The 12860-nt window shown below is 65.5% G+C and carries 7 protein-coding genes and 3 rRNA genes; 6 read left to right on the plus strand and 4 right to left on the minus strand.

Annotation, left to right across the window (positions count from 1 at the left end; all coding sequences use genetic code 11):
• Positions 1 to 10: 10 nt before the first annotated feature.
• Entirely contained in the window at positions 11 to 1429 is a 1419-nt protein-coding gene (locus ACSMXR_RS16905; protein WP_103512599.1) for an ATP-binding protein, read from the plus strand.
• A gap of 1 nt (position 1430) precedes the next feature.
• The gene (locus ACSMXR_RS16910; RefSeq protein ID WP_473172241.1) at positions 1431 to 2993 is read left to right on the plus strand and encodes a type IV secretory system conjugative DNA transfer family protein; all 1563 of its coding nucleotides are present in this window, start codon (positions 1431 to 1433) and stop codon (positions 2991 to 2993) included.
• A 93-nt stretch (positions 2994 to 3086) separates the two neighbouring features.
• Here ACSMXR_RS16910 and ACSMXR_RS16915 read toward each other — a convergent pair whose 3' ends face one another.
• The gene (locus ACSMXR_RS16915; protein ID WP_473172242.1) at positions 3087 to 3647 is read right to left on the minus strand and encodes a GNAT family N-acetyltransferase; all 561 of its coding nucleotides are present in this window, start codon (positions 3645 to 3647) and stop codon (positions 3087 to 3089) included.
• 153 nt (positions 3648 to 3800) lie between these two features.
• Here ACSMXR_RS16915 and ACSMXR_RS16920 point away from each other — a divergent pair, with 153 nt between their 5' ends.
• Genes ACSMXR_RS16920 through ACSMXR_RS16935 form a run of 4 tightly spaced genes read left to right on the plus strand, consistent with a single transcriptional unit; the run spans position 3801 to position 7548 of the window.
• On the plus strand, positions 3801 to 4748 hold the full coding sequence (locus ACSMXR_RS16920) for an ABC transporter ATP-binding protein (protein WP_473172243.1): 948 nt from the start codon (positions 3801 to 3803) through the stop codon (positions 4746 to 4748).
• On the plus strand, positions 4745 to 5557 hold the full coding sequence (locus ACSMXR_RS16925; protein WP_473172244.1) for an ABC transporter permease: 813 nt from the start codon (positions 4745 to 4747) through the stop codon (positions 5555 to 5557). The genes ACSMXR_RS16920 and ACSMXR_RS16925 overlap by 4 nt, the downstream gene beginning before the upstream one ends.
• Before the next feature lie 21 nt (positions 5558 to 5578).
• A complete protein-coding gene (locus tag ACSMXR_RS16930; protein WP_473172245.1) occupies positions 5579 to 6886 on the plus strand; it encodes a sensor histidine kinase in 1308 nt (435 codons plus the stop codon).
• Complete coding sequence (locus ACSMXR_RS16935; RefSeq protein WP_473172246.1) at positions 6883 to 7548, plus strand: response regulator; 666 nt, start codon at positions 6883 to 6885, stop codon at positions 7546 to 7548. Before ACSMXR_RS16930 ends, ACSMXR_RS16935 begins: the two co-directional genes overlap by 4 nt.
• 69 nt (positions 7549 to 7617) lie before the next feature.
• On the opposite strand, the gene rrf is transcribed toward ACSMXR_RS16935, so the two are convergent.
• The 3 genes from rrf to ACSMXR_RS16950 form a co-directional block, all read right to left on the minus strand.
• Positions 7618 to 7734: ribosomal RNA gene (gene rrf, locus ACSMXR_RS16940) — 5S ribosomal RNA — on the minus strand.
• Between the two features lie 78 nt (positions 7735 to 7812).
• Positions 7813 to 10937: ribosomal RNA gene (locus tag ACSMXR_RS16945) — 23S ribosomal RNA — on the minus strand.
• A gap of 298 nt (positions 10938 to 11235) precedes the next feature.
• Positions 11236 to 12761, minus strand: a 16S ribosomal RNA gene (locus ACSMXR_RS16950).
• The 16S, 23S and 5S rRNA genes sit together here, the layout of an rRNA operon.
• Positions 12762 to 12860: the final 99 nt, after the last annotated feature.

Here is a 12860-nt window from a genome sequence, read left to right on the forward strand (position 1 = left end):
CACCCACGCCATGCGAGACCCCCTGTCCGCATTGTCGGATGCCTTCACCTCCTTCCTCTTCGGCAAGGTGGAGACCACCCGCCTCCCCGTCCGTACGTCCACGGGCCAGGCCCAGGCCGTCTACCTCCCCACCGCCGCCCCCGGCCTCGGCGACAGCGGCGTGATCATCGGCCGCGAGGTCTACAGCGGCAAGGGCTACATCTACGACCCCTTCCAGCTGTACGGACAACAGCTCCCCGCCCCCCACTGGCTCGTCCTCGGCGAGTCCGGCAACGGCAAGTCCGCGCTGGAGAAGACGTACGTCCTGCGCCAGCTCCGCTTCCGCGACCGTCAGGTCGTCGTCTTGGACGCCCAGGGCGAGGACGGCGTCGGCGAATGGAACCTCATCGCCCAGGAGCTGGGCATAACCCCCATCCGCCTGGACCCCACCGCAGCGCTCAACGGCGGCATCCGCCTCAACCCCCTCGACCCCTCCATCACCACCACCGGCCAGCTCGCCCTGCTCCGGACGATCATCGAAGTCGCCATGGGCCACGGCCTCGACGAACGTTCCGGCTTCGCGCTCAAGGTCGCCCACGCCTACGTCACCGCGACCATCACCGACCGCCAGCCGGTCCTGATGGACATCGTGGAGCAACTGCGCCACCCGGAGCCCGAGTCCGCCGAGGCGATGAACGTCGACATAGACGATGTACGGGCCTGGGGCCTGGACGTCGCCCTCGTCCTGGACCGGCTCGTCGACGGTGACCTGCGCGGCATGTTCGACGGCCCGACCACCGTCGGCATCGACCTCGACGCACCCCTCATCGTCTTCGACCTCTCGCACATCGACCGCAACTCGATCGCGATGCCGATCCTCATGGCCATCGTGGGCGTCTGGCTGGAACACACCTGGATCAGGCCCGACCGCAAGAAGCGCATCTTCCTGGTCGAGGAGGCGTGGCACATCATCAACTCGCCCTTCGTCGCCCAGCTCTTCCAGCGCCTGCTGAAGTTCGGACGCCGCCTCGGCCTCTCCTTCGTCGCCGTCGTCCACCACCTCAGCGACGTGGTGGACGGAGCCGCGGCGAAGGAAGCGGCGGCCATCCTCAAGATGGCCTCCACCCGCACGATCTACGCCCAGAAGTCGGACGAGGCCAGAGCGACCGGCCGGGTCATCGGCCTGCCCCGCTGGGCCGTCGAGATCATCCCGACCCTCACCCCCGGCATCGCCGTCTGGGACGTCAACGGCAACGTCCAGGTCGTCAAACACCTGATCACCGAGGCCGAACGCCCCCTGGTCTTCACCGACCGCGCCATGACCGAGGGCTCGACGGACGACCTGCTCCCCGAGGACATCCGCGCCGCCGAACTGGAGGCGGAGCAACGGGCGGCCCGGATCGAGAACCAGCAACGGATCAACGAGTCGTCAGAGTCAACGGTGGCATGACATGGCACGCCGACCACCGCGGGGCCGGGACAACGGCCGCGCGCATCACGACGGTTACGACGGCCGACCCCAGGGCAGCGGCGGCATCCCGGACGGCCTGCTGATCGGCCTCCTGGCCCTCTTCCTCGCGGCCACCCTGGTCGCCTGGACGGCCACCGGCCTGGCCGGGCTCTTCTCCCACGGGGCCTGGCCGGACGGCGTGACATTCACCCGCTCCCCGCTCGCCCTGCGCGAACTGGCCACCGCCCCTCAGGACCTCCCCGCCGCCTGGCCGCAGACACCTCCGGCCCAGCTCTCCGGATACGGGCTGTTCTGGGGCCTGTTCATCGGCGGACTGATGGTGCTGGTGGTCCTCACGGTGTTCACGCTCGGAGTCGTGGCCCGTGGCCGGGCGGTACGGGAACGGCGCCGCGAGGAACGGTCGTTCACGCCACACAAGCCGACACCGCCCCCAGCACAAACAAAAGCCCCACAGGCACCGGCGCAAGCACCAGCACCGGCGACACCCGCAGCGACACCAGCACCACCACCAGCAACACCCCACCCCCCAGCCGCAACCCCGCCCGCGACCGAAGACACCCGCCCTCTCCCCGGAACAGGCGCGGCTCTCCTCCCCTCCCCCCGCACCCCTCTCCTCGTCTACGCCCCCGCCTCCGACCGGCGCCCCACCGTCGTCCAGGCGATCCACGACGCCGAAGGCCCCGCACTCGTCGTCACCTCGGACCCCACCGTCTGGGCCGAGACGAAGGACGCACGCGGCAAGCTCGGCCCGGTCCTCGTCTACGACCCGGGCCACCTCTGCGACACCCCGGCCCGCCTCCACTGGTCGCCCACCGCGGGCTGCGAGCTCCCCGACGTCGCCGCCGCACGCGCGGCCGCCCTGCTCGCCCCGGTACGCCCGCAGGCCCGGATCGACGCGGCGGTGGCCGACACGGCGCAGACGCTCCTTCAGTGCTGGCTGCACGCCGCCGCGGTGGACGGCCGCCCCTTCCGCCAGGTCCTGCGCTGGGCCTCCGGAGCCGGCGCCCACGAACCGGTACGCCTCCTCCGTACGCACCCCAAGGCCGCGTCCGGACTCGCCGGGCTGCTGGAGTCCGCGCTCACGGCCTATCCGGAACGGCGGGAAGTGGCCCAGGAACTGACGGTACGGGCGTTCGCCGCACTGTCCACGGTGCACATCCGCGAGGCCTGCACGGCGAACCGAGCGGATTCCCTCGCGCTGGAATCTTTTGCGGACGAAGGGGGAACGCTCTACCTGGTGGGCGAACCCATCGAGGATCCCCGTGCCCGCCCCGGCGCGATGCCCCTCCTCACCGCGCTCGCCGCAGACGTGGTCGAGCACGGCCGCCGCATGGCCGCACGGTCATCCGCCGGTCGGCTCGACCCACCAATGACGCTCGTCCTCGACGACGTCGCGGCCGTGGCCCCGCTGCCCCAGCTCCCGGAACTCCTGGCGACCGGCCAGACCCGGGGCATGCCCGCCCTGGTACTGCTCCGCTCCCGGGAACAGGGCCGCGCCCGCTGGCAGGAAGCCCTGCACGCCCCGGCCCCGGGCATCGGCTAGGCAAGCCCCACAGGCCCCGCCCCGAGCCCCGGCCGGGCAACACCCCCAGCACACCGCACCGAAACTCCCGCCAAGCCCCCGCCGCGCCTCCCCTTACGCCTCCCGCCCCAGGACGTACTCCAGCTCCTGCTCGCCCCGCCCGCCCGGGGCCGGAATCCGCTGCCCGGAGGGGACGAATCCGAACCGCCGGTAGAAGGCGGCGGCCCGAGGGTTCTTCTCGTGCACATGGAGGCGCACCCGCTCCATCCGGGGCGCGGACAGCGACCAGGCCCACGCGACGGCCTCGCGGAACAGCGCGTCCGTCACCCCGGTCCCCCGCACCTCGGGGCGGACGAACACACCGACCAGGTGCGCCTGATCCACCGCCGAAGCCTCCCCGAACCGCGTATCGTCCTCCGGGCTCTCGACGAGCACGGTCACCGTGCCCACCCACACCCCGTCCGGCGACTCCGCGACGAACTGCCGGACCCGGCCGCCCCCGTCCTCGGCCGCGGCGGCAGCGCGCTCCCGCCAGAAGACGTCCGGCCGTGCCACCGCCTCCTCGTACGACTCCAGGAACGCCACCGGCGCCGCCGGGTCCTTGAGAGCATCCAGCCGCAGCTGCCTGACCTGCGGCCATTCATCGGCCCGCACCGCACGCATCACATAGTCCATGCCCCGATCCTCACCCCCGCCCGCTCCACACTCAACCGACTAAGCCCACCGGCACCCCACCGGGACCCCCGTCGTACCCCGGTACTACGCCCCGGCCCACGTCCCACCCCCGGTCGGACGACCGCGCCCCGCCCGCTCCGTAGCGTCGACCGCATGATCACGGCACACGGACTCACCAAACGGTACGGCGACAGAACCGTCGTCCAGGACCTCGACTTCACCGTCCGCCCCGGCACGGTCACCGGCTTCCTCGGCCCCAACGGAGCCGGAAAGTCCACGACGATGCGCATGCTGCTCGGCCTCGACGCCCCGACCCGCGGCCGCTCCACCGTCAACGGCCGCTCCTACGCCACCCACCCCGCGCCCCTCACCCAGGTCGGCGCCCTGCTGGAGGCCCGCTCCGTCCACCCGGGCCGGTCCGCCCTCGACCACCTCATCGCCCTCGCCCACACCCACGGCATCCCGCGCCGCCGCGTCGAGGAGGTCATCGACCTCGCCGGGCTGACCGGCGCCGCCCGCCGAAGGGTCAAGGGCTTCTCGCTCGGCATGGGCCAACGACTCGGCATCGCCGCCGCACTCCTCGGCGACCCCGCGACCGTCATCCTGGACGAACCGGTCAACGGCCTGGACCCCGAAGGCGTCCTGTGGATCCGCACCCTCCTCACCTCCCTCGCCGCCGAAGGCCGTACGGTCCTCGTCTCCTCCCACCTGATGAGCGAGATGGCCCTCACCGCCGACCACCTGATCGTCATCGGCCGCGGCAAGCTCCTCGCCGACACCACCGTGGCCGAGCTGATCCGCTCGGCGGGCGGCCAGTCCGTCAAGGTCGTCACCCCACAGCCGGAGGAACTGAGCGCACACCTGGCGGCCCCGGACGTGACCATCACCGCCACCCCCGCCTCCACCACCGGCCCCCCGGCCCAGGAACTCCGCATCCGAGGCGCGGACGCCACACACATCGGGAGCATCGCCGCCACACACGCGATCACGCTGCACGAACTGACACCGCAGACCGTGTCGTTGGAGCAGGCGTTCATGGACCTCACCCAGGAATCGGTGGACCACCGCGCGCACCACCACCGCATCGGAGCAGCGGCATGACCACAACCCACCCCACACCACCACGGCCCTCGCCCTCGCCCTCGCCGTACCGCATCACCCCCACCCACGTCCTGCGCTCGGAATGGCACAAGCTCCGTTCCCTGCGCTCCACCTGGATCACCGTCATCTCGGCGGTCGTCATGGTCCTGGGCGTCGGGCTGATCATGGGCGGGACGTACACCTCCGGCGGCGGGGACTCCGACATCGACACGGTCGTCCTGACGCTGTACGGCAGCATGCTCGGCCAGCTGTGCCTGATCGTCCTGGGCATCCTGATGACCGCGGGCGAATACGCGACGGGCATGATCCGCTCCTCGCTCACCGCCGTACCCGCCCGGCTCCCCGTCCTGTGGGCCAAGGCCGCGGTGTTCGCCGCCACCGTCTTCACGGTCATGTTCGCGACGGCCCTGGTCACGTTCGCGGCGGCCCAGGCTTTCCTCCACGACACCGACCAGGCCGCCTCGTTCACCGACCCGGGCATCCTGCGCGCCCTGGCGGGCAACGCCGGCGCCCTCACCCTGATGGGCCTGATCGCGCTCGGCCTCGGCGCACTGCTGCGCTCCGTGCCCGGGGCGATCGGCGCGGTCATCGGCGGCGTCATGATCCTGCCGGAGGTCCTCGGGATGCTCCCGTACGACGCCGTCGAGCGCGCCATCATGTACTTTCCCACCCAGGCCACCGGCGCCCTGGGCTCGGCCACCCCCATCCCGGGCACCATCTCCCCGGGCCCCGCCCTGCTCGCCCTGTCGCTGTGGGCGGGCACGACGCTGGCAGCGGCAGCACTGGCGCTCAAGCGCCGCGACGTCTGACACCCGAGGAGAGGCGACCAGGTGACGTACCACCCCCGAGGCCCCGGCGGTACGACGACCGCTCCGCTCACCCGGATCATCCGCGACTCCCTGGACCGTCTCCGCGCCTTCGACCGACACCGGCCACGGGTCTGGGACGCCGCGGTGACCGCGTTCTGGGTCGTGGCGGCGGTGCTCGACTACACCTCCGGCGGCTGGCGGACCGTCGCGCACGACGACGTGACGGCCCCCGAGTTCCTGGTGCTCCTGATGAGCCTCGGCTTCTCGCTGCCCCTGCTGTGGCGCCGCACGCACCCGCTGGCCGTACTCCTCCTGATGGCACCGGTGTCGGTCGTCAACATCTGGACGGGGGCCGTGGTGCAGGCCGCCCTCCTCCAGCTGATCCCGGTCTTCCAGATCGTGCTGCGCTCGTCCCTCCGTACGGTCGGGGCGGCGGCCCTGCTGTTCGTCGTCCCGGTCCTGGCCGGCGGCATCCGCATCCCCGCCGGCTGGGGTCAGGAGGTGGTCTCGTACGTCTGGGGCCTGGTGTTCGTGGTGCTTCTGGGCATCGCGGTACGCACCCGGCGCGAGTACACGGAGGCCCTGGTCGAGCGCGCTCACCGGCTGGAACACGAACGCGACCAGCAGGCCCGGCTCGCCGCCGCCGCCGAACGCACCCGCATCGCACGGGAGATGCACGACATCATCGGCCACAACCTCTCCGTCATCACGGGCCTCGCGGACGGTGGCGCGTACGCGGCCCGGAAGAACCCGGAACGCGCGGGCCAGGCGCTGGAAGCCATCGGCACCACCAGCAGACAGGCCCTCTCCGAACTCCGCCGCCTCCTGGGCGTCCTGCGCGACGACCACCCCGACGCCGACCGCACCCCCCAGCCCACACTCGACGAACTGGCCCCCCTCATCGACCGCGTACGCCGGGCAGGCCTGACCGTCCACCTGGAACTGAACGGCGCCCCCCTGCGGGCGGCCCTCACCCCGGGCCGCCAACTCACCGTGTACCGCGTGGTCCAGGAAGCCCTGACCAACACCCTCAAACACGCCACCGGCCCCACGTCCGCGACGGTCACACTCACCTGCTCGCGCACACACCTGGACGCCCACATCACCGATACGGGCACCGGAACCGGCCCCGGCACGACAGCGGGCACGACAGCGGGCACGACCGCAGACGCGGCGGAAGCCCCCCTGCCGGCCCAGGGCATCATGGGCATCATGGGCATGCGGGAACGCGCCGCACTGTACGACGGCACCCTCGAAGCGGGCCCGCTGCCGGACCACGGCGGATGGCAGATACGGCTCCGACTTCCCCTGGAGGACACACACCCGTGACGACCGTAGTCATCGCGGACGACCAGCCGATGCAGCGCTTCGGCTTCCGCATGCTGCTGGAGAGCCAGGACGACATGACGGTCGTCGGCGAGGCGGGCAACGGCACCGAGGCCGTCAACCTGGTCGCCCGCCACCACCCGGACGTCGTGCTGATGGACATCCGGATGCCGGGCCTGGACGGCATCGAGGCGACCCGGCGCATCATCGCCTCGGGTGCCGGCACCCGCATCCTGATCGTCACGACCTTCGACCTCGACGCGTACGCCTACGACGGTCTGCGCGCCGGGGCCAGCGGCTTCCTGGTCAAGGACGCCCTGCCCGAGGAACTCCTCGCCGGCATACGTGCGGTGGCCGCCGGCGACGCGGTGGTCGCCCCGACCCTGACGCGCCGTCTCCTCGACGCGTACGTCCACCACCTCCCGGCCGTACCCGGCGCACCGACCGCGTCGGACCCACGCATCACCGCACTGACGGAACGGGAACGGGAAATCCTCACCCTCATCGGCCAGGGCTGGTCCAACACGGAAATCGCCACCCGCCTCCACCTCGCCGAGTCCACGGTGAAGACGCACGTGACCCGCATCCTCGCCAAAACAGGCGCAAGGGACCGCGTCCAGGCAGTGATCCTCGCCTACGACACCCGCCTGGTCACCCCCATGTGACAGTGCGTAAGGGCCCCGGAACGCAGAAAAGCCCCGCACCAAAAGGTGCGGGGCTTTCCCGGAAAAATTGTTCGGCGGCGTCCTACTCTCCCACAGGGTCCCCCCTGCAGTACCATCGGCGCTGAAAGGCTTAGCTTCCGGGTTCGGAATGTAACCGGGCGTTTCCCTAACGCAATGACCACCGAAACACTATGAAACTGTGAACACCGGACATAAACACGGCCGTTCGTTATTTCAGAACTAACACAGTGGACGCGAGCAACTGAGGACAAGCCCTCGGCCTATTAGTACCAGTCAGCTCCACCCGTTACCGGGCTTCCACATCTGGCCTATCAACCCAGTCGTCTACTGGGAGCCTTAACCCCTCAAGAGGGTGGGAATACTCATCTCGAAGCAGGCTTCCCGCTTAGATGCTTTCAGCGGTTATCCTTTCCGAACGTAGCCAACCAGCCATGCCCTTGGCAGGACAACTGGCACACCAGAGGTTCGTCCGTCCCGGTCCTCTCGTACTAGGGACAGCCCTTCTCAATATTCCTACGCGCACAGCGGATAGGGACCGAACTGTCTCACGACGTTCTAAACCCAGCTCGCGTACCGCTTTAATGGGCGAACAGCCCAACCCTTGGGACCGACTCCAGCCCCAGGATGCGACGAGCCGACATCGAGGTGCCAAACCATCCCGTCGATATGGACTCTTGGGGAAGATCAGCCTGTTATCCCCGGGGTACCTTTTATCCGTTGAGCGACAGCGCTTCCACAAGCCACTGCCGGATCACTAGTCCCGACTTTCGTCCCTGCTCGACCCGTCGGTCTCACAGTCAAGCTCCCTTGTGCACTTACACTCAACACCTGATTACCAACCAGGCTGAGGGAACCTTTGGGCGCCTCCGTTACTCTTTAGGAGGCAACCGCCCCAGTTAAACTACCCATCAGACACTGTCCCTGATCCGGATCACGGACCCAGGTTAGACATCCAGCACGACCAGAGTGGTATTTCAACGACGACTCCACAACCACTGGCGTGGCCGCTTCAAAGTCTCCCACCTATCCTACACAAGCCGAACCGAACACCAATATCAAACTATAGTAAAGGTCCCGGGGTCTTTCCGTCCTGCTGCGCGAAACGAGCATCTTTACTCGTAGTGCAATTTCACCGGGCCTATGGTTGAGACAGTCGAGAAGTCGTTACGCCATTCGTGCAGGTCGGAACTTACCCGACAAGGAATTTCGCTACCTTAGGATGGTTATAGTTACCACCGCCGTTTACTGGCGCTTAAGTTCTCAGCTTCGCCAACCCGAAAGTCAGCTAACCGGTCCCCTTAACGTTCCAGCACCGGGCAGGCGTCAGTCCGTATACATCGCCTTACGGCTTCGCACGGACCTGTGTTTTTAGTAAACAGTCGCTTCTCGCTGGTCTCTGCGGCCACCCCCAGCTCACCGAGTAAATCGGATCACCAGTGATGGCCCCCCTTCTCCCGAAGTTACGGGGGCATTTTGCCGAGTTCCTTAACCATAGTTCACCCGAACGCCTCGGTATTCTCTACCTGACCACCTGAGTCGGTTTAGGGTACGGGCCGCCATGAAACTCGCTAGAGGCTTTTCTCGACAGCATAGGATCATCCACTTCACCACAATCGGCTCGGCATCAGGTCTCACCCTTAACGTGTGACGGATTTACCTACCACACGGGCTACACCCTTACCCCGGGACAACCACCGCCCGGGCTGGACTACCTTCCTGCGTCACCCCATCGCTTACCTACTACAAGTCTGGTTCATCGGCTCCACCACTACCCTCAACTCCGAAGAGATCGGGCCGGCTTCACGGACTTAGCATCGCCTGATTCAGTACTGGGCGTTTCAAAGCGGGTACCGGAATATCAACCGGTTGTCCATCGACTACGCCTGTCGGCCTCGCCTTAGGTCCCGACTTACCCTGGGCAGATCAGCTTGACCCAGGAACCCTTAGTCAATCGGCGCACACGTTTCTCACGTGTGTATCGCTACTCATGCCTGCATTCTCACTCGTGAACCGTCCACAACTCGCTTCCGCGGCTGCTTCACCCGGCACACGACGCTCCCCTACCCATCCACACAGGCGTTGGCCCTATATGTGTGAATGACACGACTTCGGCGGTACGCTTGAGCCCCGCTACATTGTCGGCGCGGAATCACTTGACCAGTGAGCTATTACGCACTCTTTCAAGGGTGGCTGCTTCTAAGCCAACCTCCTGGTTGTCTCTGCGACTCCACATCCTTTCCCACTTAGCGTACGCTTAGGGGCCTTAGTCGATGCTCTGGGCTGTTTCCCTCTCGACCATGGAGCTTATCCCCCACAGTCTCACTGCCGCGCTCTCACTTACCGGCATTCGGAGTTTGGCTAAGGTCAGTAACCCGGTAGGGCCCATCGCCTATCCAGTGCTCTACCTCCGGCAAGAAACACACGACGCTGCACCTAAATGCATTTCGGGGAGAACCAGCTATCACGGAGTTTGATTGGCCTTTCACCCCTAACCACAGGTCATCCCCCAGGTTTTCAACCCTGGTGGGTTCGGTCCTCCACGAAGTCTTACCTCCGCTTCAACCTGCCCATGGCTAGATCACTCCGCTTCGGGTCTAGAGCGTGCAACTCAAACGCCCTATTCGGACTCGCTTTCGCTACGGCTTCCCCACACGGGTTAACCTCGCTACACACCGCTAACTCGCAGGCTCATTCTTCAAAAGGCACGCAGTCACGACTGACAGCACAAGTGCTGCCAGCGACGCTCCCACGGCTTGTAGGCACACGGTTTCAGGTACTATTTCACTCCGCTCCCGCGGTACTTTTCACCATTCCCTCACGGTACTATCCGCTATCGGTCACCAGGGAATATTTAGGCTTAGCGGGTGGTCCCGCCAGATTCACACGGGATTTCTCGGGCCCCGTGCTACTTGGGTGTCTCTCAAACGAGCCGTTAATGTTTCAGCTACGGGGGTCTTACCCTCTACGCCGGACCTTTCGCATGTCCTTCGCCTACATCAACGGTTTCTGACTCGTCTCACAGCCGGCAGACTATAAAAGAGAGATCCCACAACCCCGCATGCGCAACCCCTGCCGGGTATCACACGCATACGGTTTGGCCTCATCCAGTTTCGCTCGCCACTACTCCCGGAATCACGGTTGTTTTCTCTTCCTGAGGGTACTGAGATGTTTCACTTCCCCTCGTTCCCTCCACACTGCCTATGTGTTCAGCAGCGGGTGACAGCCCATGACGACTGCCGGGTTTCCCCATTCGGAAACCCCCGGATCAAAGCTTGGTTGACAGCTCCCCGGGGACTATCGTGGCCTCCCACGTCCTTCATCGGTTCCTGGTGCCAAGGCATCCACCGTGCGCCCTTAAAAACTTGGCCACAGATGCTCGCGTCCACTGTGCAGTTCTCAAACAACGACCAGCCACCCATCACCCCACCCACAACAGGCGAGTTCACTGGGACCGGATCAGAAGGACAGCCATTTCGGCCGCACCCTCAGACACCCAACAACGTGCCCGACACGATCAACCCGTTCCCGTTTTCCACGCCGAAGCAGTACTAACGAAACCGTGCTCACCGTGCCGAATAGTCAACGTTCCACCCATGAGCTGACCACCGTCGAACATTTGCCGACGTAGTGGCTCTGGATTCCTTACGGAATCTAGATGCTCCTTAGAAAGGAGGTGATCCAGCCGCACCTTCCGGTACGGCTACCTTGTTACGACTTCGTCCCAATCGCCAGTCCCACCTTCGACAGCTCCCTCCCACAAGGGGTTGGGCCACCGGCTTCGGGTGTTACCGACTTTCGTGACGTGACGGGCGGTGTGTACAAGGCCCGGGAACGTATTCACCGCAGCAATGCTGATCTGCGATTACTAGCAACTCCGACTTCATGGGGTCGAGTTGCAGACCCCAATCCGAACTGAGACCGGCTTTTTGAGATTCGCTCCGCCTCGCGGCATCGCAGCTCATTGTACCGGCCATTGTAGCACGTGTGCAGCCCAAGACATAAGGGGCATGATGACTTGACGTCGTCCCCACCTTCCTCCGAGTTGACCCCGGCAGTCTCCTGTGAGTCCCCATCACCCCGAAGGGCATGCTGGCAACACAGAACAAGGGTTGCGCTCGTTGCGGGACTTAACCCAACATCTCACGACACGAGCTGACGACAGCCATGCACCACCTGTATACCGACCACAAGGGGGGCACCATCTCTGATGCTTTCCGGTATATGTCAAGCCTTGGTAAGGTTCTTCGCGTTGCGTCGAATTAAGCCACATGCTCCGCTGCTTGTGCGGGCCCCCGTCAATTCCTTTGAGTTTTAGCCTTGCGGCCGTACTCCCCAGGCGGGGAACTTAATGCGTTAGCTGCGGCACCGACGACGTGGAATGTCGCCAACACCTAGTTCCCAACGTTTACGGCGTGGACTACCAGGGTATCTAATCCTGTTCGCTCCCCACGCTTTCGCTCCTCAGCGTCAGTAATGGCCCAGAGATCCGCCTTCGCCACCGGTGTTCCTCCTGATATCTGCGCATTTCACCGCTACACCAGGAATTCCGATCTCCCCTACCACACTCTAGCTAGCCCGTATCGAATGCAGACCCGGGGTTAAGCCCCGGGCTTTCACATCCGACGTGACAAGCCGCCTACGAGCTCTTTACGCCCAATAATTCCGGACAACGCTTGCGCCCTACGTATTACCGCGGCTGCTGGCACGTAGTTAGCCGGCGCTTCTTCTGCAGGTACCGTCACTTTCGCTTCTTCCCTGCTGAAAGAGGTTTACAACCCGAAGGCCGTCATCCCTCACGCGGCGTCGCTGCATCAGGCTTTCGCCCATTGTGCAATATTCCCCACTGCTGCCTCCCGTAGGAGTCTGGGCCGTGTCTCAGTCCCAGTGTGGCCGGTCGCCCTCTCAGGCCGGCTACCCGTCGTCGCCTTGGTAGGCCATTACCCCACCAACAAGCTGATAGGCCGCGGGCTCATCCTTCACCGCCGGAGCTTTTAACCCCATCCCATGCGGGACAGAGTGTTATCCGGTATTAGACCCCGTTTCCAGGGCTTGTCCCAGAGTGAAGGGCAGATTGCCCACGTGTTACTCACCCGTTCGCCACTAATCCACCCCGAAAGGCTTCATCGTTCGACTTGCATGTGTTAAGCACGCCGCCAGCGTTCGTCCTGAGCCAGGATCAAACTCTCCGTGAATGTTTACCCGTAATCGGGTGCACACATCACGAGAGCGGAACAACCGGTCGGAATAAGACCCGTTGTTCACAGCGTCCTCGCTGTGCTATTGCCTACCGC

The sequence above is a fragment of the Streptomyces sp. DSM 106670 genome (assembly GCF_055792845.1).

Coding starts and splice junctions, on each gene's coding strand:
- ACSMXR_RS16905 (WP_103512599.1), top strand. CDS start 11: ATGCGAGACCCCCTGTCCGCATTGTCGGATGCCTTCACCTCCTTCCTC.
- ACSMXR_RS16910 (WP_473172241.1), top strand. CDS start 1,431: ATGGCACGCCGACCACCGCGGGGCCGGGACAACGGCCGCGCGCATCAC.
- ACSMXR_RS16915 (WP_473172242.1), bottom strand. CDS start 3,647: ATGGACTATGTGATGCGTGCGGTGCGGGCCGATGAATGGCCGCAGGTC.
- ACSMXR_RS16920 (WP_473172243.1), top strand. CDS start 3,801: ATGATCACGGCACACGGACTCACCAAACGGTACGGCGACAGAACCGTC.
- ACSMXR_RS16925 (WP_473172244.1), top strand. CDS start 4,745: ATGACCACAACCCACCCCACACCACCACGGCCCTCGCCCTCGCCCTCG.